The organism is Bradyrhizobium sp. WBOS08, from assembly GCF_024585125.1.
Taxonomy (GTDB): Bacteria; Pseudomonadota; Alphaproteobacteria; order Rhizobiales; family Xanthobacteraceae; genus Bradyrhizobium; species Bradyrhizobium japonicum_B.
The window spans coordinates 4,359,377-4,384,076 of record NZ_CP028988.1 but is presented as its reverse complement, the minus strand read 5'-3'; the positions used below and the strand labels follow the sequence as shown (position 1 = coordinate 4,384,076).

Genomic DNA, 24,700 nt, shown 5'->3' with positions numbered 1-24,700 from the left:
AGCCAGCGTGAATTCTACACGCTTCATGCTTGGAGTCCTGGGCTGGCAGGCACGATAGGCGTGGTCAAACCTCGCCGTTGCGCAAGATCAAGATGTCCTTGCACCCTGGACGTTTCGCCTGGACGCAGATCAGAAGGATCTGCGGCAGAGGCCTACCTGGCTCTCAGATCGACAGCGGCTGCCAATTGCTGAAGCGGGGCCGCCAACTGGACCGGATAGGACAAGCCGCTTCGAAGGCTTGCAAAGCCCCTCGGCAATCGCTGCAACTGCGTCCGGGCGTAGGCGCGGATATCCTGGAGCGATGGCCGATGCGCGACCAGGCGCCCCGCTTGCAGAACAGGGACGATCAGGGTCTCCCCTTCCTGAACGTCGTCCTTTGTCGACAGCACGTCCAGCGCCATACGGCCGTCGGCATCGTAACGGCGCCACACCTGCTTGCGACCGGGCCATGTCGCCTTGCCGGACGAACGCTTCCGCCGCGCCACGCCCGCATATTCCTGCAGCTTATAGGCACAATCGAGAGCCGGCACATCGGACGACGTTGCCAGGCTCGTGCCGATCCCGATGCCATCGATCGGGGCCGCCTCGCGGGCAAAGGACAACAACGTTTCCTCCTCAATGCCACCGCTGACGAAGATGGTCACGTCCTTCAGGCCGCCCTCGTCAAGGATCCGCCGCACGCTTTTCGAGAGCGCCACCAGGTCCCCGCTGTCGATCCGCACGGCGCGGATCTCTATTCCGAGTGCCCGCAGTCGCGGGGCCAATGTCACGACCTTCCTGGCCGCCGCCTCGGTGTCGTATGTGTCAATCAACAGCACGAGGTCCTTCGGCCGCGCCCGTGCAAACGCTTCGAAAGCGGCCGTCTCGTCGTCGAACGCCTGGATGAACGCGTGTGCCATCGTGCCGTAGGCGGGAATCTCGAAGCATTTTTCCGCGAGAACGGTGGCAGTTCCGGCAAAGCCCGCGATATAGCTGGCCCGGGCAGCCAGAAGGCCCGCTTCGGCACCGTGGGCTCGGCGCAACCCGAAATCGACCAGCAGCTTGTCCGGTGCGAGCAGAGCCATGCGGGCCGCCTTGGACGCGATCAATGATTGGAGCGGCTCCCCACTTCGAACACCAAGCCGCGACAGATTACCCGTAAGGCCATCGATTGCTCCTCTGCAGTCCTCAAGGCCTCGCGATGAAGGGATCGACGCGCAGCGCAGGCTGCCGGCCGGCACCAAGCGGATCGAAAGCAGCCTTTCGCTGCAACTCTACGGAAGCGGCGCTCGGCGGCACGGAGCAAGCGCGATCACTCAGCCAGTAGACGGTCGCTCACTTCAGCGAAATCACAATCGCACTGAGGTTGGCGGCCATCTCCAACCCCGCCTTGGGGCCTTGCAAGATCATCACGACGCCGTTGTCGTTTCGCAGGTGGACACCACCCACACCGCCGACGAGAGCCCCACCACCGCCAACCGAACTATAGGTGCCCGCGAAGTCGCGGACGTCTCTGATGCCGGAGGCCCAGCCTTCCAGCCGGCCGGCTGTCGCGCCGGCGGTGATGCCGAGGCTTATGCCGGTGACGCGGAAGGGATAGCTGCGGCCGCGATAGGTCAACACGCCATTGCCGGCACCGCCGCCCACCAGCAGGCCCGCCTTCACGATCTTGACCCGGACATGGCCGGCGGCTTGCGCAAGCGAGGGAGCGGCCGGAACCGTGACAGCGAGCAGCACGATCGCGACAAGGCGGCCGATCGAGCGCAGCATCGCGCTGGTCATCTCACGGCTTCGCGGCATCGACCTTCTTCCAGGTCTGGTCGGGATCAAACAGCGTCAGGCGTTTGGCCACGAAGTCGGTGCGTGTGCCGAGATCCTTCTGGTAGACCACGCCGGCATGATTGACCAGGAAGGTCATCACGCCGGAATTTCCGTACTCGGCCGGCCAGGCGATCAGCCCGAAGCCGCCGATCATCTTGCCTTTGACGACGTAGTTCATGGCGCCGCCGGGGGCATCTGGTCCCTGCGCCTTGAGGATGCGGAAGTAATAGCCGTGATAGGGCGTCATGCCCTCGCCGGCTTTGTAGCCCTCCCTCGAGGACTGCGCGGCCAGTGCTCCGAGCGGGCTCGGGTCGCTGTCGTCGCGCCAGAACAGGCCGTCCTTCTTGCCGGGCGAAGACATGATGCGCTGCGCGTAGACGCCGACGCCCTCGCCGCGGTCCTTGTCGGCATATTCGTTCTGCGCGTCGACGAAGGCGAGCGCGGTCTGGATTGCGTCGAGCTCGTTACGTCCAATGCGACGGCGAAGCACCTCGATGCGTCCCTCGTCGGTATCGAATTCCCAGCCAGCCTTGGTGTTGACGAGCGGGATCGGGAACGGAAAATCGTCGGGTCCCAAGATGAGTGTCGCGCTCTTATTGCCCTCAGCCTTGATGCCGTGCTTGGCGTCATATATCGAGGTGAAACGCTGGCGGATATCGTTGTCGGCGATCTCGTCGCCGGAGAAGACGATGTCGCCTGCCGCGCTGCCGAGCACTTTCAGGATGTCTCGAGGGCCGCTCTTGACTGCGGCCGCGAGCGCTGCGGCTGCGTGCTCGGGTGTCTTGTAGGATTGCTGCGCCTGAGCCGCAGAGCCAAGAAGCGCAAGCGCAATCATGCCCGGCAACACCGCACATCGGAAAGATTTCAGGCCGATCATGGCATCACCTCCGCAGGAAGCTTCGCGCCGCCGGCGAGCCAACCGCGATAGGTGCGGAATGTCAGGCCGAGCTTGTCATAGTAGACCCGCAGGTAACCGTCGCTGCCCCGCGTGACGGCGTCAGGCCTCAGCTGCGCGACCTCCTGCGCCATCACACCGACATAGGCCTTGTCGCTGCCGATATAGCTGAAGCGATAGTAGCCGATGCCGTTGGCGAGGTGCCCGAGCAGGACGATATCGTGCTTCAACGCGAGGTCGGAGCGCCGGCCGCCACCGCCGCCGCCTCCACGGCCGCCGCCACCACCACGCATCGCCATTCCGCCTCCGCCACCACGGCCCGCCATGCTAGGACCGCCGCCACCGCCACGGGGCATGCTCGCCATGCTGGACCGTCCGCGCGCCGATGCGGCGGCCGCCGATCGGCCGGATGAAACGTTCATCGCGCCGCCGCGACTGCCGCCACCGCCGCGGTTCGCTGCACCGCCGCCGCGGTCCGCGGCCTTGGCGCGGTCGCCGCCGCCTTTGGCAGCAGCCTTGGACCGGTCGCCGCCACCCTTTGCGCCGCCCTTGGCGCCACCCTTGGCGCGATCCCCGGCACCAGCACGGTCGCCTCCGCGATCGCCACGATCGCCTGCACGATCTCCTGCACGATCTCCTGCCCGGTCGCCGGCGCGATCACCCGGTCCGCCACGATCGCCAGCGCGGTCGCCTGCGCGATCCCCCGCCCGGTCTCCCGCACCTTGATTGGGACGCAGCACCTGGCTGCCGTCACGGCCGCGGAAGTCCATCCGGTCCGATACGCCCGCCTTCAGGTTGTTGTTGCCGAAGCGCTGCTGAACGTTGGTGTTGCTGTAGCGCACCCCTTGCCGATGCGCGGGATTGTGCTGCCAGCCGTTGCCGATATTCGTGGTACGGTGATTGACGTAGACGTTGCGGTTGCCCCAGTTGCAGCCGCCGCCCCAGTAATTGCCCCAGCGTCCGATCGCCCAGGCCGTGCCGAAGGCGAGGCCCGCCGCAACCACGCCGGCACCGATATAGGATGGGTAGCCCCAATAATATGGCGGGTACTCCGCATAGGGCCAGCTGCCATAGACAGTGGCCGGATCGTAATACGGCACGTACATCGCTGCAGGATCGGCCTGCTGGATCACGACGACCTGCTTGCCTTCCTGAGACTGGACGCTGACCTTCTGCTGCTTGGTGGTCACCAGCTTCTTGTTGTCGTAAGCCTTCGTGCGAAGGCGCTGGATCGCATCCATCACGTCGGGCTGCTGCGCCAGAAAGGCATCGCCGAGCTTCTTGGTCCAGTCGAGCTGATCGCTCATCATGGTGAGGACGTCCGCGGTGCTGGCCAGCGCCTTGACGCTGTCGTCCCAGCCCTGCTTGTCCACCTCCGTCTTCAGCGCATCGCCCTTGAGGCTCTTGCGCTCCTTCAGCCAGCGGTCGGCCTGCACGATCTCCAGCGGGTAGGTCGAGGCCGCCAGCACGTTGGCAAGCAGTTCGTCCGGGTAGAGCGCGATCGGCGCGACCAGAGCCTCCAGCTGTTCGGGCTTCAAAAGCTCGGCCGTCGGCGCGGCCGGATTCGCCGACTGCGCCTGCGGGGCGGCCGCGACCGGCTTGTCGGTCGTCTGGGCGGACACGCAAACCGGCGTGCCCAGCAACAGCGCAAGCGCCATCAACGTCTTGCCGCAGCGGATCATCGCATCCTCCCTCTCAATCCAGCCGAGACCATGAGATCGAGAGCGCGACGTTCATTGACAAAAATCAACGAAACGCGCGTGTTGTCTGCTGCAATGCGGGATCCTAGCTCGCGAGCGGGAGGCGAACGGTCAACAGCGCACCGCCGAACGGCTGGTTTTCCGCGGAAATCGTGCCGTGGTGGGCCTCGACGATCGTGCGGACGATCGCCAGTCCCATGCCCATGCCATCCGGCTTGGTGCTGAAAAACGGATCAAAAATACTCTTGAGATCGGCAACTGCGATACCTGGTCCCGTGTCGCCAACGCGAATTTCCGCAAAGTTGCCGACGCGGGCCATGATCACACTGACCTCGCGCTTGCCTGTCTGAACCTCTGAAATGGCATCCAGCGCATTGAGGATGAGATTGAGCACCACCTGCTGCAGCTGAATGGGATCGCCCTTGACGTGCAGTTCAGTGTCGGTCGGCGAATAAAAGCTCAGCTCGATATAGCGCCCTGCTGCAAGGTCACGGACAAACCCCATCACCTCTCGCACGGCCTGGCTCAGCTCGATATCCCTGAGCTCGAACGGCGCTTTCCTCAGCATGCTGCGCAAGCGACGGATCACTTCGCTGGCGCGCTGGTCGTCGCGCCTGATATCGGCGAGGATTTCGCCGATCTCGACAAGATCGGGCGAGCCGCGTCTCAACATCAGCTCCGCCGTTTCCGCGTTGGTCAGAATGGAGCCGAGCGGTTGGTTCAGCTCATGGGCGATCGACGCCGTGAGCTCGCCGACCGCCGAGTAGCGGTTGAGGTGGGCGAGTTCGGCAAGGCGCTGCCGCGATTCGACCTCCGCCAGCCGCCGGCGGCGCCGCTCATGCAGCAAGCCGCTGATGAGGCCGGCCTGGATCAGGATAATCGCCGCGACCGTGGCAAGCTGCCAGCGATAAGCTTCCCAGAGCGCCGGCTGCCGAAACATGATTTGGCTGCCTGCAGGCAGATTCTGCTCGCTGATGTCCCAGCGTTGCAGTTCGCGCCAGTCGAACTTTGGCGCAGCGTATCTGACAGCGGGGGGCCTCACATCGGCAGGCTTCTCGCCCCCAAGGATCCGCACGGCAACGGCCGCAGTCAGCCGGCTGATCTCCTCGACCGAGTACATGGGACCGCCGACGATCTCCTCTCCAAAGAAGCCATCGTCGTAGGAAAAGATCGGAGCATTTGCCACCCGATAGAGTGCCTGAAGCGCCCGGTCGCCTTCGTAAGCGACACCCGCCGCATCGACGTTCATGAGATGCCAGAAGATCGCCGTATCGGGCGGCAGCGATGCGCAATTCTTCAGAATTGCGTCAAACGCCAGTCCGTCATACCAGATGAAATCAAGCCTGCCGCTGAATAGATCTGCATCCTTCTGGATTTCGGCGCGCCAGACGCTTTCGTTTGGTGACGCACCATTTATCACGACGATTCTTTTCGTTGCGGGCAGGAGCTCGACGATCGTCTCGAAAGATCGCCGGAAGTCGTGTGCGACGGCAACAACCGTGTCTTCAGAGGATAAGCTCGCGGAATCCACGCGTCGACGTTCGACGGCCGTCAGCACCATCGGTGTGTCGTGGAACAACGCCTTGCGGTTTCGCTGGACGAAATTTGCTGCCGGAGCCCCGATGGAAATAATCAGATCGGGGGGATGTATGGTATTCAACTCCTTCAAATACGCGATGAAGGCGGGCTCGGGATTTTCATTGCTCGACCGCGCTGAAACCAGGGAATGATCTTGAATGTCCAGCTGCCACGGAGATAGCCGGCCCAATTGCTCGCGAATTGTCTTCGCATATTGCCCCCATGGCCTGAAATCGCGCCCGAATGAATGAAGGATGACGATCTTCTTCGCATTGTCCGCGAGACAAGCTGAACCAAAGGCGAGGCAGGAGACCAACAGGACAATCGCGCCAGCCCACGCACGTCGCTGCACGCGGGATAATTCCAAGCGCGTGAGATCCGGCCAACGCGGATGCTGATGGGCCATTCTCATCGAGTAATCATAGAGCAATTTCTCTGCGGACGGGCAGATTCAATACCCTGTCCATCGCTGCATTCTAGTGTCCACCGCTGAAGATCAGGGTCTTGAACGGCAGCAGCAGCGCCTGGATCCGCAACAGTAGCGCATGGACGAATCCGATCGCGTCGATGGCATGGAGAGCGATCCGCCTGCCGGTCGACGTCTTGGGGTCGACGATCTCGTCGTGATTGCTGGTGTACGCGTTCACGATGCAGGTGCTGCCGGCGGTCACGCCGTCGAGGCCGCCCTTGTAAAGCGGTTCGAGGAATACCAGGATCGTACCCGGCTTGGCGAGGTTCTGAGCCTCGATGAGCTGTTCGCCGCTGCGAAACTGGCCGGCTGCGATGTAGTCCTGGACCGCAGTCACGACCAGGGGAATGACAGCCCATGGCCTTGAGATGCAGGTTGCCTCCGCGACCATGCCCTCCTTCATCACGCCTGCTTCAATCTGGCCGAATCCGGCCTGCAACCGCTCCCGGCCGGCGCCTTCCGGAATCAAGATTCCGGCGGGCCGCATCAGCTGATTGACGACGTCGCCGGTGCGAACGAGAAACTGCTCGACACGTCCGTCGACGCCGGCACGGACGAAGGTCTTGTCCAGATCGACCTGCGCCTCCGCGAGCGAGGCTTCCGCGCTGGCCTTTTGCGCCGGCAACAGCGTCGACACCTGCAAGGCTGCCGATTCCTTGGCAGCGGCGGCTGCGTCTATGCCGGCCTGACGCTGGTCAACCACGACCTGAAGCTTCTCGATGTCGCGCTGCGGCACGATGCCGGGATTGCGACGCTGCAGCTCCGTCTTGACTTCGAGCTCGTCCTTGGCCTGCTGATAGCTGGCCCGGGCTTCCTGAATCTGCGCCTCGGCCTTGACGACATCGGACCTCGCGGACGCCATGGAAGCATCGATCTCGGCGACCTTGCGCTTGGCCGTCTCGAGCGCGGCCGTCTGCTTCGAATTGTCCAGTCTGAAGAGGACCTCGCCCTTCTTCACGGCCTGGCTATAGCCGACATTGACCTCGGCGACACGGCCCGATCCCTCGGGCAGGATCGGGACGGTCCGGAACAGCAATGCCGCGTTGGACGTCGCCGGATGGAAAAAGAAAACGCTGGTGATCAGCGCCACGGTCAGCATCAGGCAGCCGGTGATGCCCCAGCGCAGCTCGTACCAAACGGAGAAGAGCGTGATCTCCTTACCGAACCGCTTGCCTTGGACGAAGCGCCGATAGAGGTAGTCAGGAAGAATGGTCAGGAGCGAGCAGATGATGAGCTCAAGCATGACTGCGCACCTTCTGCTCGGTATCCACGATCTGATCCTCCCGGCTGACCGCTGCCGGAGCAGCTGCCGTGTCCGGCTGAGGCGCCTCGCTCACACCAACTTGTGACGTGCTATCTGCGATCCTCTCCACCGATCCGGCGATGCTGCGCAGCGGCGTTCCGAAGTCCGGCAGCTCGATCAGGGCGAGCACCAGGGCCGCGATCCAGTACAAATGCTCGTGTGTGAACAGCGCGAGAAGTCCCAGCACGGCGACGATCTCGAACTGCAGCTTCTGGGTCTTGTGCGCCATGCGCTCGGGCAGGCTGTGCAAATGCCAGTACAACAGCCCTACCCCGAAAACGGCCCCGATCAGGATGATGCCCGTCACGATCATCAGCACGTCGGTTTGCCCTGGCGCGATGATGTAGAAGGGCAGATGGTGTGGTGCCATCGGATGAAGCTGTTCGCTCAACTTGCTCTCCAGATCAGGGACACGCTGCTGCGGTCCTTATAGCAGATTGGGGATCGCGGCTCCGCTTTGCTTGATTTGAATCAACAGAATTGAGTCCGTCCGACCTAGCCTTGCTCAAGCAGTGAAAACCGAGCAGCAGGAGACATCGGCAATGTCCGCCAATCTCGACGCCCTGATCCCCAATGCCATGCAAATCCGCAAGGAAGCCGCCCTGAAGGAGGCCGAAAAGGCGGAGCAGTATGCCCGGCTCGCCGCCGCGGCGGAGGACGAAAAGCGCGCCTTGATCGAGCGGCTGAGCAAACCTTCCGGCAAGACCGAGGAAGAGAAGATCCAGCTTGCCGCCACCATCATCCAGCGTGCAGTGCGAAACGGGCTGACCGAGGTGCAGGTGTATCGCTTTCCCAACACGCTGTGCACCGACAAGGGTCGCGCCATCAACCAGCAGGAACCGGGCTGGGAGAACACGCTGACCGGTATCCCGAAGGAGATCTTCCAGCTCTGGACCGATTATCTGAAGCCGCGCGGCTATCGCATCAGTTACCAGATCATCGATTTTCCTGGCGGTATGCCCGGCGACATCGGCGTCACGATTTCCTGGGGCGATTGATCATTCCTTTTGCCGGACTTGATTGGGCATAGCGAAAGGCAGGGCATGGCGAAGGACGAAGCCGGCGCGCGGATGAAGCGCAAGACCTACGAAAAGGAGCTGGAGAAGCTCCAGGTGCAGCTCTGTCATCTCCAGGACTGGGTGAAGGAGAAGAAGCTGCGCGTCGTGGTGTTCTTCGAAGGCCGCGACGCCGCGGGCAAGGGCGGCACGATCAAGGCGATCACCGAGAAGGTCAGTCCGCGCGTGTTCCGGGTGGTCGCGCTTCCCGCGCCGTCCGACCGTGAGAAGTCGCAGCTCTTCATCCAGCGTTACATGCAGCATTTCCCGGCCGGCGGCGAGGTCGTGATCTTCGACCGAAGCTGGTACAACCGGGCCGGCGTGGAATATGTCATGGGCTTCTGCTCATCCGAGGACCACAAGCGGTTCCTCGCGCTATGCCCGCAGATGGAGAAGCATCTCGTCGAGAGCGGGATCATCCTGATCAAGATCTGGCTCGAGGTCGGGATGGAGGAGCAGGAGCGGCGGTTTCGGGCCAGGATCGACGATCCCTTGCGGCAATGGAAGCTGAGCCCGATGGACACCGAGTCCTACAGCCGCTGGTACGATTATTCCAAGGCACGCGATCTGATGTTCGAGGCAACGAGCTCCAGGCATGCGCCCTGGACCATCGTCCGCTCCGACGACAAGCGGCGGGCCCGGCTCAATTGCATCGCGCATCTGCTGGATTCGATCCCATACAAGCGGATCAGGAAAGACAAGGTCAAGCTGCCGCCGCGCTCCGACAAGGGACGCTACAACGACCAGGCCAGCCTGCGCGGGATGAAGTTCGTCGAGGAGCGATACTGAACGAGGATCCAGTCGAACACGAAACAGGCCGCGCCCTGCGCGGCCTGTTTCATTTTCAACGATAAACCTATTTCAGCCGGATCGTGACCCCGCCGACGGCTGCCGACACTTCGGCGCCGACCTTCGGCCCGCTGAGCTGCAGGATCACGCCGTTGGCGTTCTGCAGCTGCACCGCTCCTGCACCGGCCGCAACCGCACCGCCGGCGCCGCCCACCGCGTAAGAGCCTTCGAGCGATGCCGGGCCGCGCAAGTTCAGGGCCCGCCCGACGAACTTGGTCGTCGATGCACCCACGGTCAGACCGACGCTCATGCCCGATACGGTGAACGGATACGTCTTGCCGCGCAGGCGCAGCACGCCCTCTCCGCCTCCCACCCCGACGATGAAGCCGCCCTTGGTGAAGACCACGACGACGTCGCCGGTCTCGGCGCGCGAGGGCGCGCTGAAGCCGGCGACACCGAGGACCAGAGCAGCAACAGCAACCAGTTTCTTCATGACTTTCCCCTGAGTTTGGCTCGCCTATTGAGCCAGAAGCATTGCGAAGTAACCGAACACGGTGAGCAGAATGCCCGAGACGGCATAGCCGACCGGGAAACCGATCCAGGGCACGGAGCTCTGGATCTCCACCGCAGCCTCGCGGCAAGGACCGGAATGCGAGCGGGCGCCTGCCACGCCGCCCATCAGCACGGCCGGATTGATCTTGAACACGTGGAACCCGATCGCCCAAACGATGAAGGGCGGGATCGTGCAAGCGATGAAGCCGACGATGAAGATCTTCAGCGCAACCGCACCGGTGAGCTGAGCCAACAGACCCGCGCCGGCATTGACACCGACGATGGCGACGAAGACCACCAGACCGAGATCCTCGAGCACGTTGCGGGCCGCGTTGGGCGTGTTGCCGAAGAAGCGCAGCCGCGACACGACTGAGGAGACGATCACGCCCGACAGCAACAGCCCGCCGGCATTGCCGAGGCCAATCTTGGCACCGAACGCCGGGAACTCCACCATGCCGATCAGGAAGCCGATGATCATGCCGACCGACAGGGTCAGCAGGTCAGTCGACGTGTTGGTCCGCGCAATGCGGCCCCACATCTCGCCGAGCTCGTTGACAGCGGACTTCAAGCCGACCACCGAGACGATGTCCATCCGCTCCAGCTTGGTCTTGAGACCAGCCGGGATCTGCACGCCGCCGCGCTCGACCTTGGTCACCTGCAACTGGCCGGCGATCGCGGTGTCACGGAAGGACTCGAACGTGCGCCCCACCATGTCCTTGTTGGTGACGAGAATGTCCGCTTGGTCCATGGGAATGCCGAGCGTCTTGGCGTCGGCGACCTCGGGACCGATCAGGCCCATCTTGTCTGTGAGATGCTCGGTCGAGCCGCCAAGCGCGACGATATCGCCCTTTTGTAGCACGAGATCGGCATCGGCACCTTGCGGTTCGCCGTTCCGCCCCACGTTGACGATCCGGTACTCCGGATTCATGGCGCGGAACTTGGCGATGCTCATGCCCGCGGTCGCAGGGTTCTCCAGCCGATAGGCACGCAGCCCGAACTGGCGATAGCCGGTGAGGCCGCCGCCTTCGAGATCCTTGACGCCGAACTCCTGCTCATACTGCTTCGCGGCGGCCTTGGCGTCGACGCCCCACCAACGCGGCAGATATTTGCAGATCAGGATGATGCCGACGGTGCCCCAGATGTAGGTGATGCCGTAGGACAGCGCGATCATGCCGGAGGCGTCCTCGGGCTTCATGCCCGCAGGGAGCTTGACGACACCTGATGTGACGGCCTGCTCGGCCGAGCCGATGGCGGCCGACATGGTCTGCGATCCCGCCAGCATGCCACCTGCCGCGCCTGGGGGGAGCGCGAACAGCTTTGCACCGATCACGACCAGCGCAAGGCCGAGCACGCTCGAGACGACGGCGAGAATGCAGAACTTGAGGCCGTCGCCCTTCAGGCTGTTGACGAAGGAAGGACCGACGCGCAAGCCCACACCGTACATGAAGAGGTAGTAGAACAGGCTCTTGGCGAAGTTATTCAGCTCGAGCTTCACGCCGTAGGTGGAGGCCCACACCGACAGGCCCGCCCCCACCACGATGGCGCCGGCGACCATGCCGAGACCATACCCCTTGATGCTGGCCCGGCCGATATAGACGGCGAGGCCGACGACGAAGAACAGCAGCAGATACGGGTACTGCTGAAGGAATGTGAAAAAGCCCTGCATGTGCGATCCCCTCTAAGATGCAGCCTTGAGCTTTGGCGCCGCGGCCGGCTTGGGCCTGCCGATCTTCGCCAAGGCTTCGGTGCGCACGAGCTTGAGACCTTCCTTGGCGTCGTAGCCGTGGATCTCCTTCACATCGAGCTTGCGCATGAAGTCGATGGTCTCCTGGGTGATGACCTGGCCCGGCACCATGATCGGGAAGCCCGGCGGATACGGGATGACGAAGTTTGCCGAGACAAGCTCTGGGCCCGCTTTCAGCCGCCTGTCGATCTCGGGATCGTTCAGGCGGATATGCTCGCAGCCCGCCACGTCATAAGCGGCATAGAAGCCGGTGCGGATGTCGCCCTCGTTGGTCTTCGCTCCCGCATCGCCGCGGAAGCTCGGATGGAACTGCGAGAAATTCGGCAGATCGGGCACATCCTTCATCAGGCTCATTACCCGTGCCTCAAAGGTCTTCCGCGCATTGGCGCCACCTTGGGCCAGCCCACGATCGATCTCGCCCGCGATCTCGGCGAGCACGCGAATGAGATGCGCGACGTCGCTCCGGGTGTTGTTGATGTTGGACTGGACCAGGACCGAGTTGCGTGAGGTCTTGTTGACCTGGATGTTGTACTCGCTCGCCAAAATGCCCTTGAACTGCGTGCCGTCGTAGCCGGCCGTTCCGCACACCAGCGTCATGCGGGTCGGGTCGAGGCAGAACTCGTCCTCGTCGAAGCTCCTCAGCGTATTCGCCCAGTTCACGCCGGCCGCAAGATAATCGGTAAAGCCGCTCTGGCGGTACTGTGCCGGCACCATGGCGTCTGCGCCAAGCACACGGAAATATTTCGAAATCAGCGGATTGTTGTTGACGGCATGGCGGATCGCGAACGCGATCTCGATCGCGTTGGCCACGAGGCCGTAACCCTCCAGCTCCATCTGCCGCCGCGAGATATCCAGGCTGGCTATGAGCTGCTGGTTCGGACTGGTGGAGGCGTGCGTGAACACGGCCTCCTTGAACTGCTGCTCGACCGTATGGAACTCGACGTCCTTCACCGAGAGCATGGAGCCTTGCCGGATTGCCGACATCGACTTGTGGGTCGAGTTGGTCTGGTAGACCCGAAGGCGGATCTGCCGCGGGTCCGGGATGAGCCTGGTCTTGAGCAGGACCTCGTCCGACGGGTTCTTGCCGAGTTCGGCCTGCTGCTTCTCATAGGCCGCCACGGACTTCGAATCGTGCATCCACGCCTCGATCTCATTGGCGGCGCCCATGGCGGTGCGCCGACGCAGGAACGGCGAGAAGCGCGCGAAGCCGAACCAGGCCTCGTCCCACAGGAAGATCAGGTCCGGCTTGATGGCCAGACATTCCTCCATCACGCGGCGCGTGTTGTAGATGTGTCCGTCGAAGGTGCAGTTGGTGAGATCGACCATCTTGACGCGGTCGAGCCGGCCGTCGGCCTTGGCATTGAGCAGCGCCTGCTTGATCGTCTTCAGCGGCACGGCGCCGTACATCGAATATTCGGTCATCGGGAAGGCTTCGACATAGAGCGGCTGCGCACCCGCCAGCACCATGCCGTAATGATGCGACTTGTGGCAGTTGCGATCGACGATCGCGATATCGCCCGGAGCAAGCAGCGCCTGCACCGCCATCTTGTTCGATGTCGACGTGCCGTTGGTGACGAAAAAGACGCGATCGGCACCGAGCGCCCTTGCCGCCTTCTCCTGCGCCTTCTTGATGTTGCCGGTCGGCTCCAGCATGCTGTCGAGGCCGCCCGTGGTGGCGCTGCTCTCGGCCAGGAAGAGGTTCGGGCCGTAGAACTCGCCCATGTCGCGGATCCAGTCGGACTTGAAGATCGACTTGCCACGGGCGATCGGCAGCGCGTGGAACGTCCCGATCGGACGCTGCGCATACTTCTTGAGATTGTCGAAGAACGGCGTGTCGTAGCGGTCCTGGATGCCTTCGAGGATCGACAGATGCAGCTCCAGCAGCTCTTCCACCGAATAGAAGATGCGGCGGACGACGCTGGCTTCGGGATTACCTGCCAATTCCTCGACGTCGCGGTTCGAGATCATGTAGAGGTCGAGTTCCGGCCTGACGCGCTTGATGATCTGGGCGAGCCGGAGCGCGGAGGCGTCGGCTTCGTCCTTGAGGCCGGCGGTCGCCATGATCGAGCGAAGCACCGGCGCGTCGTGCCGCGACCGCAGGCCAAAACCCTCGTTGATGATGACCGCGGCGATATCAGGGTTGAGCATGGTCGCACAGAACGCGTCTTCGAGGCTGCCGACGATAACGGGCTCATAGATGAAGCCGTCGATCGGACGACGCAGCTTGCGCCATTCGGCGGCGAGTGCCGGCCACTGGCTGGACGACACGCCGGTCACGATGAGGGTTTCGAAATAGGGCCGGCGCGCCGTGGGCCCGCCAAACGACGGCGGCACCAGTTCGGGCACATCGCCATTGCCCTCGTCCTTCGCGCTCCAGTCGCCGGCATGCTGACGGAACGACCGGGTCGCCAGCGCCTGGGCGATCTTCGTCGCAAGCGCGAACGATGTGGCCCCGTCGCCGGCGGCTGCGGCTTCCCGCAACGCCGCCATCAGGTGCAGGCCGGGATAGCCATGAAACTCCTCGGTGACCGAGAGCTCGGCCAACGCCGCATCGTAGGCCGCGCGATTGCCGGCCCGCGCCCAGGTCTTCGCTGCTTCCACGAGATCGCGCCAATCATCGGCCCGGGCTCCGGGCCCGGAAAAAAATCGATCGATACGCTTCTCTGCGGAGTTGGCATCCTTCGACATGTCTCTCTCCCGATCCCAGTGGCAATTGTGATGCGGGATCGTGGCCTTGCGGACCTGCGCTCCATTGATCCAAGTCAACGGTCTGAATGATCTTGGACGACATCAGCGGCGCGCATGCATCTCGCAACGCAACAACGCTTAACCGGCCCTCGCGTCGCTGCCGCCCAGCACGTTATCGAGCGTCCGCAGCCATTGTGCGCTGTCGGTCTTCTCGGCCAGCCCTTCCGCCCGCAGGAGGTCGCGCAGCTGCGCGTGCGCGCCAACGATGCAAAGCGCGACGTGACGGGAGGCGAGTTCGTCATAGAGATCGTGCAGCATGCGCGCGCCGGCGAGATCGATATAGGGCGATGCCGAGAGATCGCAGACCACCAGCCTGATATCGACCGATCTGGCCAGCGCCTTCAGCACGGCCGCGAGGATGGTCTCGGCATTGATGTAGAGCAGCGAAGCCTCGGGGCGGAAAGCGATCACGCCGACAAGGGGCTCCACGCCCTCATGCCTGGAACTGTCGGAATAGCGACCGGTTCCCGGCAGCCGGCCGAGGAAGGCGATATTCGGTTGCGACGCCCGCGCCAGCAGCAGGAAGATCGACGCGATCGCAGCGAGCAGCACGCCCTGAAGGATTCCGAGCAGCAGCACCGCAATCAGCGCGATGGCTGCCGCGTAGAAATCGATCCGGCTGACTTTCCACATCCGCCACAGCGCCGGAATGTCCACCAGTTTGTACACCGCGGCAAAGACGATCGCGGCCAGCACCGCCTTGGGAAGATTGGTCAGCAGCCCTGTGAAGAACAACAGGCACAGCGCCAAGGTGACCGAGCAGATCACCAGTGCAAGTGGCGTACGCGCGCCGGCATTGTCGTTCACCGCCGATTGCGACAACCCGCCGGCGACCGGATAGCCGTGGCCGAATGCCGCAGCAAGGTTGGCGGCGCCCAAGCCGAGAAATTCCTGCCGAACGTCGAGCGCATATCCGTGCTTGGCAGCGAAGCTGCGTGCGGCGGACACGCCTTCGATATAGGCCAGCAAGAGACAACCCGCCGCAATGGGAAACAGCTCCTCGGGCTCAACCAGCCCAAAGGTTGGAACGGCAAGGGTCGGTAATCCCTCGGGGATCTTGCCGGTAACCGGCACCCCCATGGCGGGCAACCCAAGCAGCGTGGCCGCGACGATCGCGAGGGCCACGATGGTGATGCCGACCGGGCGGCCCGGGAGGCGCCGCTCGCCGAGCAGCAACAGCAGGAGCGCAACGGCACCGACCGTCAACACCAGCAGATTCGTATCGCCAAGCTGGCGCGCGATGTGGATGGCCCGATCGAAGAAATTGCGACCGCCGCCGGGAATGCCAAACAGGCTCGGCAGTTGGCTCATGATGATGGTGAGCCCGGCGCCCGCCTTGAAGCCAACCAGGATGCTGTCGCTGACCAGGCGGACGAGGCTGGACAATTTGAACAACCAGGCGATCAGGCACAGCAGCGCCACCGCGCAGGCAACAAGGCTTGCAATCTGCGCATAGCGAACCGGATCACCTGCGGCGAGCGACCCGACCGTGCCCGCGATCATCAGCGAGATGGCCGAGGTCGGGCCGATGGCGAGCTGGCGGGATGAGCCGAGCAGCGCATAGCCGATGCCGCCGAGAATATAGCCGTAGACACCGATCTGCGGCGGCAGGCCTGCAAGCGCTGCATAGGCGAGCGATACAGGAATTGCGTACGCGGCCAGCGTGACGCCGGCCACCGCGTCGGAGGGCAGCCACGTCATCCGATACGCGGAAAGCCAGCCAAACGGCGGGAGCAAACGCATCCACCCCAGCCGCGATCCAGACGGCGGCTTCATGAGCTTGCCTCGGAGGGCGCGGCTTCGCAGCGCACCACGATCAGCAAAGCAACCACAGGAAGCGGGATCTCGGCCAAGGTGCTGATGGCACTCGCTCTCGCCCCCGCATCACGGCGCAGCCAGGCGGCGATCACGATGCCGACCGCGATGGCCAGGATCGGCGCGACGGCGATCGTTTCGTCGCGGCGCAGCAATGAAGTCGCGGCAATGCCTTGTGAGCTCATATCCGATACGTCGTGTGCCGCCGATCCGGGCGATGGTCCATTGAGGCCGCGCGGGCGCAGAGAAGGCTTGACCTGAATCAAAGCTCCGAGGGGCTTTGAGGATTCAATCCATCGGGACCAATGCGCTGGGGAATGGCGACCATGGACACCATCAGGTGGATCATCTCCACCGCTCCCGAAATCTTTCTGCTGCTTGCAGTTGCTCTTGGGACCTTGCTGGGCCGGGTCAGGATCCGCGGCTTCTCGATCGGAACCACCGCATGCACGCTCATCGTCGCCGTGCTGATCGGTCAACTCGGCAGCTTCGCGTTTCCGTCGGTGCTGCGGATCATCTTGTTCAGCCTGTTCGTGTTCACGATAGGCTACAAATCGGGACCCGAATTCTTCGCCTCCTTGAGCATCCGCACTCTGGCCCAGGTCGCCATGGCGCTCGTGCTTGGCGGGACGGGCCTGATCGTCGTGCTGGCGTTTGCCTTTACGGTAGGGCTCGATCCAGGCACCGCTTCGGGCCTCGCTGCAGGTGCGCTGACGCAATCCTCCGTCATCGGCACGGCCTCAGGCGCCCTGGCGCAGCTTGGCTTGCCGAAGGCTTTGCTCGAGCAGCAGGAAGCAAATATCGCCGCCGGTTACGCGGTGACCTACGTTCTCGGATACATCCTGACGCTGATCTTCGTGCCATTCGTTGCGCCTAAGCTGATGGGCGTCAACCTCAAGGAAGAAGCCAAGAAGCTCGAAATCGAACTTGCCGGCGGCGAGCCGCCCAAGACCGAGAACCTGCACTATCGCAAATTCCAGGCGCGCGCCTATCGCGTCTCGGCGGCCGCCGGCCGAACCGTGAAGGCGATCGAGGACGAGATCGGCAGCCGCACCGTCATCGAGCGCATCGTGCGCCAGGGAGCCGACATCGAGCCGCATCTCGACACCGTGCTCGAGGCTGGCGACGACATCGTGATCGCCGGACGGACAGCGGTGATCGTCGCCGCGCGACCGGTGCTCGGCACCGAGATCGACGCCGATGAAATCCTGAAGGCCATGCCGGGCAATGTCGTCGACGTGCTGGTCGACAACCGCAAGCTCCACGGCCGCTCGGTCCAGGACGTTGCCGATCGCGTCGGCAGCAATGCGCGCGGTGTGTTCCTGCGAGCCCTGACCCGGATGGGACGCGAGGTGCCGCTCAGCCCCGACACGCGGATCTATGTCGGCGACGTCATGACCCTCGTCGGCACCAGCCGCAACATCGAACGCGCAGCCGCGCAGGTCGGGCAGATCCTGCGCGCCGGCGATCGTACCGACATCGCCTTTCTCGCGGCCGGCATTGCCGCCGGCTTGCTGGCCGGTTTGATCAGCTTCAAGGTCGGAGGCATTGCGCTGACGCTGGGCGGCGGAGGCGGGGCCTTGATCGCGGGCCTTGTCTGCGGCTGGCTGCGGTCGCGCCGGCCGACCATGGGCGCGATGCCGCCCGCTGCGCAGCAGACGTTGAGCGACATCGGCCTCGGCGGCTTCATTGCCGCAATCGGCCTTGGCAACGGCCATGCGGCCTGGATCGCAATCCAGGCGCACGGTTTGCTGCTGGTCGGCATGGGCCTCGTCGTCACGCTGGTGCCGCTGATCGTTGCGACGCTGTTCGCTTATCACGTGCTGCGCATGAACCCGGTCGTCACTTGCGGTGCGCTGGCCGGCGCCATGACGGTCGATGCCGCGGTGACGGGCGCCTGCGAGGTCGCCGAAAGCCAGACCCCGGTGCTCGGCGTCGCCGTGCCTTATGCCGTCGGGAACGTCGTCCTGACGGTGCTTGGACCGATCATTGTGGCCGCCACCTTTACCGGGTGAGGCGGTATGATGCCCTATCATCGCTTGATCCGACGACTGCTGGGGGCCGTACTGCTCCTGCTGACCTTCTCTGCAGGTCCTGCCTATGCCGATGAACAAGCAGCTCCGCGACGCATTCAGGAAGAGATTTGGGCGCTGCCGATACCGCTCCCGATGTTCGCCTATCTGGTGCGCCCCGTGGGCGAAGGCCCCTTCCCGCTTGTGATCATGAACCACGGCGTCTCGCTCAACCCGACCGAGCGCAGCTTCTTGCCGCTTGTCGAGTTTCGTGACGCCGCCAAATGGTTCGCCAGGCAAGGCTACCTCGTGGTGGCACCGGTCGGAACCGGATATGGCGCTTCCGCGATCGACATCCCCGAGCGCGGGCTCTACGGCCCGTTCTTCTCCAAGGTCGGCAATTGCACCAATCCGAATTTCCGCGACGCGGGCCTCGCCGTCGCCCAGGTCGACCTCTGGATCATCCAGTACATGGTCGCCGAAAAGCGCGTCCTGCCCGACGGCGTGATCGTGGTTGGACAATCCGCCGGCGGATGGGCCTCGATCGCGCTGTCGAGCCTGAACCCGCCGCAAGTCAAGGCGATCATCACCTTCGCGGCGGGCCGCGGCGGCAGGGTCGATGGCAAACCGAATAATAACTGCGCACCGGACAGGCTGGTCGAGACGACGGGCGAATTCGGCCGCACCTCGCGAGTTCCGATGCTGTGGATCTACATCGAGAACGACACGTTCTTCGGACCAGAACTGTCGAAGCGGATGCATCAGGCCTTCACGGCCGCCGGGGGCAAGGCCGAATACCACCTGATGCCGCCGTTCGGCAGCGAGGGGCACTATTTCATCGGCTCGCCGGATGCGGTCCCGATCTGGTCGCCTCTCGTGTCCAGTTTTCTCGACAAACTCAAATAGTCGCCACGAGCTCCCCGGAGTGCACAATATGGCACGCTCTCATCGCGAAACGGCACGGCCAGCGTGTCTCACCAATGCGGTTCTTGCGGTCCTTCTGCTGTCGACCTCCGCCGCAGCGCCCGCCCTTGCCGAGATCACGCCCCGCGGACAGCGCACGGCAAACGACATCAGATACGGCGATTGGAAGAAGCTCTGCTTCAAAGCCGCCGGCGCGCCGCTGCTTTGCAGGACCTCGATTTCGGGCACCTATGAAACCGGCCAAATGGCGGTTCGGATCGATCTGATCGAACGTGAGAAGGGCGGCAATGCGCGCCTTCAGATCTTCGTGCCCGTCGGCATGTACCTGCGGACGCCAGCCAAGCTGAAGGTGGACACCGGCGCGTATCACTCGATTCCCTACAATTGGTGCCTCAGCAACGGCTGCATCGCAGCCGACGTGGCGAGCTCGAAGCTGATCAAGGAGATGGACGCAGGAAAGATCCTAACGCTGGAGGTCGTCGATTCCAACCTGCTGTCGTTGTCGACCTCCCTGCCGCTCGCTCAGTTCAGCACCGCTCACAATGGACCGCCGGCCCAGACGTTGGAGCAGGACATCGAGGAGTGACGAGCCACGCCCGTTCTCAAGCGTCGTGCTCGGCAAGACCCTTGCGGTCGAGCAGCACGATCTGGCGTTGCGTCGCCCCCTCGAACTTCAGCATCTTCTGGTCGCGCAGTGTGGAGCACGCGCGCGAGACCGTTTCGAGGGTCAATCCGAGATAGTCAGCGATGTCGCGACGACTCATCGGCAGGACCAGCACGCTGGGTTGGCCGAGCCGCTCGTCGAGCTCGAGCAGAAACGCAGCCATCCGCTCCAGCGCCGTCTTCCGGCCGAGCAGGAGCATGTGGTTTTCCGCGTGCTGAAGATACCGCGTTACCAAGCCAAGAAAGCTCGAAGCGCCGGATTGCCGGTTTTGCATCGTCTCGAGCAGGCTGCGCCTTCTGGTTATGCGGACCCGGGTCTCAATGACCGCCTCCGCAGTGAAACGATGCGTCGAGCCGTTCTCGAGCCCGAACATGTCGCCCGGCAGGTGGAAAGAATTGATCTGGCGGCGACCGTCGGCGAGCAGCTTGTAGGTCCGCACGGCTCCGGAGATGATCTGGTAGACGTACTCCGTCTCCTCGCCTTCGCCGAAAACTTCCGTCCCTCTGCGATATCTAAATTCACTGCAGAACACGCGCTCGCCGGCGAGTGCTGCGAGATGGCCGTCAACCGGACGGATGCTGGAGGTGTTGGTCCTGAGCAGCATCTGAAGCACTCCGACTGGACTAACAATGCACGAATGCTAGGCAGAGCACGGCCGAGCGAACTTGATCTGCGGCAAACTCAGTGCGGCCTCCGTACTTGCCCGGACGCGGCCGCCACGCTCGCTTGCGAATTCAGTATCAAAGCACCTCCAAGGCACCGGATTGCAGAAACCGACAGGAGACCTCAGCGGCGCGGACTTGCGTCGGATCAACAACGCACGCCGAAACTCACTTAGCCTGCAACGGGTTCGGGATGCATCTCCGCTGTGTGCTCGAAAGCGATCGGCTCGATCCCATCGGGGCGCCACCTCTGCCAATTCGCTAATGCTGAATAGAACCGCAATGCCTGCAAGATTGCCCTCATCCCTGATCTTGACCGTCCTTCTGCTTCTCGGCTTCGCTGGTCAAAGCGCTCACGCAGCCGTCGCGGTGCGGGTCCAGCTTTCCATCCAGACGATGCAGGTCAGCGTTGACGGAGCCGAGTATGCGACTTGGCCGGTCTCGACGGCGCGGCGTGAATACCGCACTCCCACCGGCACGTACCGGCCCTATTCTCTCCAGCGCATGCATTATTCCAGGCTCTACGACTTCACGCCGATGCCCCATTCGATCTTCTTCCACGGCGGATATGCAATTCATGGGACATTTGAAGTCCGCGATCTCGGACGTCCCGTATCCCACGGCTGCATCCGGTTGGCGCCACACCAGGCGCAAACGCTGTTCGAACTGATCCAGGCTCAGGGAGCTCAGAATACGACGATCGAGATCTCGCCCTGACGCCAGGTGGGAGGCTTGCGGACCGCTTTGCCTGATTTGGGCCGGCTGATCTGCCGCAAGCTTGGCTGCACATGCGTCACTCTGCGCAGTGCCCTCCTCTCCAGCCCTGTCGTTGCACGAGTTCGGAGGTGCGTTCAATCAAGCAAAACCCCGGCCTGAAGCCGGGGGTTTCATTAGCGCGCAGGGCACGAGTAGCAAGCTCAGCGGCGCCCAACCCGGTTCACCGGGCCGCCGCGATTCATCGGTGTTCCGGGCCGCACCGCTTCGCGCGCGGCGGCACGGGCGACCGGGCGCGGCCTGAGCACGACGCCGGGTCTTGCGACGCAACTCGGCGGGTAATCGACATACTGGCAATACACCACCGCGGCTGCCGGGCCACTGCTGACCGAGACAGCCAGAATGGCCAATGACGCACTCAACGCCATTGCGCCGAGGGTGGCCGGTCTGAAGAACGTGCACGTCACCTTCATGAGCATCTCCTGTTTCGCAACTACAGACGGCACGAAGTGGGGCTCAGCGCTCACGACCATTGCAGGCCATTCAAGACGCTTGGCAATTCCCGTCATGCTCGTCTCTTCCAATCTGGTGAGAGCTCCAGCGTGGGTCATCCCATTGCTGGACCGTTGATAAAGATCAACAGACCTTCAATTGGAACGGCGGGACGGAATTGGGATCGCCGAGGCCAAGCTAGTCTGGACGCCCGCACGCTGCCTCGATCAAGGCGATGAGCGAACCAGACTTGAAGGGCTTGTTCAGATAAGCTGCGCAGCCGGACGTCATCGCCGCCAACCGGCAGACGTTGCTGTTGTTGCCGGTGACGAAAATGACGGGCGCCGCAATACCTCTGGCCGCAAGCTGACGGCGCAAATCGATGCCGGAATGGCCAGCCAGGTCGACGTCCAAGACGATGCAAAGAGCCTGATCGAAATTCTGATGCTGGAGCAGCGCCCGGGCCGAGTCGAACAGCGTGGTGTCGTAACCGTGCTCGCGGAGAAGCCGCTTCATGCTTCTTCGGAAGGACGGGTCATCATCGACCACGTAAATTGATCTGTATGGCAGCACAATGCCCGGCCTTCTTTCGAGACAAGCGAAGGTAGCGCGCCTTGCGGCTTCGTCCGGCGCATTGCGCGCTTCGAAAGTCGGGCCCGTCAATAACCTGTGATATTGTCCCTTCGTACAGGGGGCATGTCCTAGTCGTTCGAGGCGCCCGGATCGATCAACCCAAGTCGCTCCGCGATCGACACGAGTTCTGCGAACGAATGGACGCGCATCTTCTCCATGACCTGGTGGCGATGCGCCTTGATCGTTCGCTCCGTCGTGCCGAGTTCGTGAGCTATCTGCTTATTGATCTTGCCGCGCACGACGAGGTCGAACACTTGCCGCTCGCGCGGTGTAAGCGATGATAGGTGAGCCCGAAACGAGCTGAGCTTGCTTTGCTGGCTCTGTGCGGCATTGTGCCGCGCCAGGGCACGCTCGATGGCGTCGATCAACTGCTCTGATGACACCGGCTTCGTCAGGAAATCCTCGGCACCGGCCTTGATGGTCCGCACGGTCGTTGCCGTATCGGCGTAGCCCGTGACAAAGATGATCGGCAATGTCGAACCAAGATCGTTCAACCGACTTTGCAGATCAGGACCGCTCAGGCCCGGTATCTTCACGTCGAGCAGCACGCAAGCGGGCTTCTTCCCGCTTGGGAGATGATCGAGCAAGTCCTCCGCCGATGAATGGACGACGACGTCGTAACCTGCGAATCGCAGCCGGCGCTCTATTGCGGTGCGAAAAGATGCGTCGTCGTCTACCACATAAACAAGGCCGGGCAATTTCACCTCTTAGCCGCCGTATTTTCTGCAGGCGCCGTTTGCGCGGCACGCAGCTCAAAGCGCTCAAATCAGAAGGCAAATCCTTCCTTCTGAACGATCTTGTACTTGGCAAAAACACCTTAAATCGAAAGGTCGCTTCACGTCGTGCAGATCACTTGTCGACCGTCTCATTCCGGCACGCCCTTGGGCCTTGTCCCAAGGTACAATGTCCCTGGAGACAATGGACGGGAATATCCTCTTTAGTCGTAAATCAACCCCGGCGGGAGTGGGATAGCGCGGCGCATTCCTAGCAATGGAATTCTGATCTGAGACTATTCAGCAATCCGTTAGGAGTTGGCCATGTTTGTACGCATCTCAACCGATCCCACGCGCCGCCCCAATTCTCTTCACGACCTGGGAATGACCAGCGGCTCGAATCCGACCGTCAGTTTGAGCGAATTTTCATACAAGAAGGGGACTGAGATTTACGGCGAGAAGGAACCCGCCGAATACGTCTATCAGGTCAAGACGGGCGCGGTGCGAAGCTACAAGCTTCTCTCGGACGGGCGGCGCCAGATCGGCGCGTTTCACCTCGCTGGCGACATCTTTGGCCTGGAGAATGGCAGTGCGCACCGCTTCACCGCCGAGGCGATCGTGGACACCACCGTCCGGCTGATCCGCAGGCAAACGCTGGAGCTGGTGGCCGACAGCGATCCGGTCGTTGCCAACAACCTGCTCAACATGACGACGAGCAACCTGCAGCACGCCGAAGATCACATGCTGCTGCTGGGCCGCAAGACGTCGCTGGAACGGGTCGCCGCCTTCATTCTGGAGATGGATCAGCGACTGACCAGGACCGACGTGATAGCGCTGCCGATGTCGCGACGCGATATCGCCGACTATCTTGGTCTGACGCTGGAGACGGTGTCACGCGCCCTGTCCAGGCTACACGAGTTCGGCATCATCGATTTTGTCGGCAACACACAGCGCCAGATCGTGCTGTCGGACCGACAAAAGCTCGCCACTATCGATCTGCAGAGCTGAAGCCGCCGGCGCCGATCGCCAGCGTCTTGCGCAAGAGTTCGAACAGCACGGCGGTCGACCAGCCGAACAGAAGAATGCCGTTCATGGCGGTCATCGGCCCGATCAAACGCCATGCTTGAACCGGCGTGATATCGCCGTAACCCAGCGTGGTGTAGTTGACGAACCCAAAATAGAGCAGATCGGATTCCGCTGGCGCAGCACCCAGGATCAGGTAGGCGAGTGCCCAGACCAGGATTTCTAGCGTGTGCGCGAGCATGAGCACCGCTGCCGTCGCCACCATGACGGCCATCAGGTGCAGCCTCGGTCGGTGGGTATGCCTCAACCCGGCGGCCCGAGCGATGCCGATTGCACCGACCGTCACAATCGCATGGATCATGATGTTGATCGCGCTGACGAGACCGCCAGCCAGGAATTGGACTGCCATCCGAGC

Annotated in this window: 24 protein-coding genes; 7 read left to right on the top strand and 17 right to left on the bottom strand. The window is 62.9% G+C overall.

Features of this window, described 5'->3' with window-relative positions; all coding sequences use genetic code 11:
• Positions 1–152: 152 nt before the first annotated feature.
• From DCM80_RS20675 to DCM80_RS20645, 7 genes are all read right to left on the bottom strand, one after another.
• Complete coding sequence (locus DCM80_RS20675) at positions 153–1,220, bottom strand: nicotinate phosphoribosyltransferase (protein ID WP_257193406.1); 1,068 nt, start codon at positions 1,218–1,220, stop codon at positions 153–155.
• 94 nt (positions 1,221–1,314) lie between these two features.
• Entirely contained in the window at positions 1,315–1,779 is a 465-nt protein-coding gene (locus tag DCM80_RS20670; protein WP_257193405.1) for a hypothetical protein, read from the bottom strand.
• Entirely contained in the window at positions 1,763–2,677 is a 915-nt protein-coding gene (locus DCM80_RS20665) for a DUF2950 domain-containing protein (RefSeq protein ID WP_257193404.1), read from the bottom strand. The genes DCM80_RS20670 and DCM80_RS20665 overlap by 17 nt, the downstream gene beginning before the upstream one ends.
• Positions 2,674–4,377 (bottom strand): DUF3300 domain-containing protein, encoded by a 1,704-nt coding sequence (locus DCM80_RS20660; protein ID WP_257193403.1) that lies wholly within the window; start codon positions 4,375–4,377, stop codon positions 2,674–2,676. The genes DCM80_RS20665 and DCM80_RS20660 overlap by 4 nt, the downstream gene beginning before the upstream one ends.
• A 103-nt stretch (positions 4,378–4,480) precedes the next feature.
• Positions 4,481–6,379, bottom strand: coding sequence for a sensor histidine kinase (locus DCM80_RS20655; protein WP_257193402.1), 1,899 nt, complete (start codon positions 6,377–6,379; stop codon positions 4,481–4,483).
• Positions 6,380–6,449: 70 nt separating this feature from the next.
• Entirely contained in the window at positions 6,450–7,685 is a 1,236-nt protein-coding gene (locus DCM80_RS20650; protein ID WP_257193401.1) for an HlyD family secretion protein, read from the bottom strand.
• Complete coding sequence (locus DCM80_RS20645) at positions 7,678–8,136, bottom strand: hypothetical protein (RefSeq protein WP_257193400.1); 459 nt, start codon at positions 8,134–8,136, stop codon at positions 7,678–7,680. Before DCM80_RS20645 ends, DCM80_RS20650 begins: the two co-directional genes overlap by 8 nt.
• Before the next feature lie 151 nt (positions 8,137–8,287).
• On the opposite strand from DCM80_RS20645, the gene DCM80_RS20640 reads away from it, so the two are divergent.
• The gene (locus tag DCM80_RS20640) at positions 8,288–8,743 is read left to right on the top strand and encodes a hypothetical protein (RefSeq protein WP_257193399.1); all 456 of its coding nucleotides are present in this window, start codon (positions 8,288–8,290) and stop codon (positions 8,741–8,743) included.
• Positions 8,744–8,788: 45 nt separating this feature from the next.
• On the top strand, positions 8,789–9,589 hold the full coding sequence (gene ppk2, locus DCM80_RS20635; protein ID WP_257193398.1) for a polyphosphate kinase 2: 801 nt from the start codon (positions 8,789–8,791) through the stop codon (positions 9,587–9,589).
• A gap of 67 nt (positions 9,590–9,656) precedes the next feature.
• Here the strand turns inward: ppk2 and DCM80_RS20630 are convergent, their stop codons facing one another.
• From DCM80_RS20630 to DCM80_RS20610, 5 genes are all read right to left on the bottom strand, one after another.
• Positions 9,657–10,082, bottom strand: coding sequence for a hypothetical protein (locus tag DCM80_RS20630; RefSeq protein ID WP_257193397.1), 426 nt, complete (start codon positions 10,080–10,082; stop codon positions 9,657–9,659).
• A 24-nt stretch (positions 10,083–10,106) separates the two neighbouring features.
• The gene (locus tag DCM80_RS20625) at positions 10,107–11,807 is read right to left on the bottom strand and encodes an aspartate:alanine exchanger family transporter (protein ID WP_257193396.1); all 1,701 of its coding nucleotides are present in this window, start codon (positions 11,805–11,807) and stop codon (positions 10,107–10,109) included.
• Positions 11,808–11,819: 12 nt separating this feature from the next.
• Positions 11,820–14,573 (bottom strand): decarboxylase, encoded by a 2,754-nt coding sequence (locus DCM80_RS20620; RefSeq protein ID WP_257193395.1) that lies wholly within the window; start codon positions 14,571–14,573, stop codon positions 11,820–11,822.
• A 138-nt stretch (positions 14,574–14,711) separates the two neighbouring features.
• Positions 14,712–16,409: a SulP family inorganic anion transporter gene (locus tag DCM80_RS20615; protein ID WP_257193394.1), complete on the bottom strand. Its 1,698-nt coding sequence runs from the start codon at positions 16,407–16,409 to the stop codon at positions 14,712–14,714.
• A complete protein-coding gene (locus DCM80_RS20610) occupies positions 16,406–16,714 on the bottom strand; it encodes a hypothetical protein (RefSeq protein WP_257193393.1) in 309 nt (102 codons plus the stop codon). The genes DCM80_RS20615 and DCM80_RS20610 overlap by 4 nt, the downstream gene beginning before the upstream one ends.
• 60 nt (positions 16,715–16,774) lie before the next feature.
• On the opposite strand from DCM80_RS20610, the gene DCM80_RS20605 reads away from it, so the two are divergent.
• From DCM80_RS20605 to DCM80_RS20595, 3 genes are read left to right on the top strand one after another with little or no spacing between them, the layout of a single operon-like run.
• Positions 16,775–18,463, top strand: a complete 1,689-nt coding sequence (locus DCM80_RS20605; RefSeq protein ID WP_257193392.1) for an aspartate:alanine exchanger family transporter — start codon at positions 16,775–16,777, stop codon at positions 18,461–18,463.
• Positions 18,464–18,472: 9 nt separating this feature from the next.
• On the top strand, positions 18,473–19,366 hold the full coding sequence (locus DCM80_RS20600; RefSeq protein ID WP_373569419.1) for an alpha/beta hydrolase family protein: 894 nt from the start codon (positions 18,473–18,475) through the stop codon (positions 19,364–19,366).
• Between the two features lie 28 nt (positions 19,367–19,394).
• A complete protein-coding gene (locus tag DCM80_RS20595; protein WP_257193390.1) occupies positions 19,395–19,970 on the top strand; it encodes an invasion associated locus B family protein in 576 nt (191 codons plus the stop codon).
• A 16-nt stretch (positions 19,971–19,986) separates the two neighbouring features.
• Here DCM80_RS20595 and DCM80_RS20590 read toward each other — a convergent pair whose 3' ends face one another.
• A complete protein-coding gene (locus DCM80_RS20590; RefSeq protein ID WP_257193389.1) occupies positions 19,987–20,652 on the bottom strand; it encodes a helix-turn-helix domain-containing protein in 666 nt (221 codons plus the stop codon).
• A gap of 370 nt (positions 20,653–21,022) precedes the next feature.
• On the opposite strand from DCM80_RS20590, the gene DCM80_RS20585 reads away from it, so the two are divergent.
• Positions 21,023–21,427 (top strand): L,D-transpeptidase, encoded by a 405-nt coding sequence (locus tag DCM80_RS20585; RefSeq protein ID WP_257193388.1) that lies wholly within the window; start codon positions 21,023–21,025, stop codon positions 21,425–21,427.
• A 200-nt stretch (positions 21,428–21,627) separates the two neighbouring features.
• On the opposite strand, the gene DCM80_RS31255 is transcribed toward DCM80_RS20585, so the two are convergent.
• The 3 genes from DCM80_RS31255 to DCM80_RS20570 all read right to left on the bottom strand — a co-directional run bounded on the left by DCM80_RS31255 (position 21,628) and on the right by DCM80_RS20570 (position 23,247).
• Positions 21,628–21,993, bottom strand: coding sequence for a hypothetical protein (locus DCM80_RS31255; RefSeq protein ID WP_306594458.1), 366 nt, complete (start codon positions 21,991–21,993; stop codon positions 21,628–21,630).
• Positions 21,994–22,114: 121 nt separating this feature from the next.
• Positions 22,115–22,465 (bottom strand): response regulator, encoded by a 351-nt coding sequence (locus DCM80_RS20575; RefSeq protein WP_306594456.1) that lies wholly within the window; start codon positions 22,463–22,465, stop codon positions 22,115–22,117.
• Positions 22,466–22,617: 152 nt separating this feature from the next.
• Positions 22,618–23,247, bottom strand: a complete 630-nt coding sequence (locus DCM80_RS20570) for a response regulator transcription factor (RefSeq protein WP_257193387.1) — start codon at positions 23,245–23,247, stop codon at positions 22,618–22,620.
• A gap of 339 nt (positions 23,248–23,586) precedes the next feature.
• On the opposite strand from DCM80_RS20570, the gene DCM80_RS20565 reads away from it, so the two are divergent.
• Positions 23,587–24,270, top strand: coding sequence for a helix-turn-helix domain-containing protein (locus tag DCM80_RS20565; protein WP_257193386.1), 684 nt, complete (start codon positions 23,587–23,589; stop codon positions 24,268–24,270).
• Here DCM80_RS20565 and DCM80_RS20560 read toward each other — a convergent pair.
• Complete coding sequence (locus DCM80_RS20560) at positions 24,251–24,694, bottom strand: potassium channel family protein (protein ID WP_257193385.1); 444 nt, start codon at positions 24,692–24,694, stop codon at positions 24,251–24,253. The genes DCM80_RS20565 and DCM80_RS20560 overlap by 20 nt on opposite strands.
• Between the last annotated feature and the right edge of the window lie 6 nt (positions 24,695–24,700).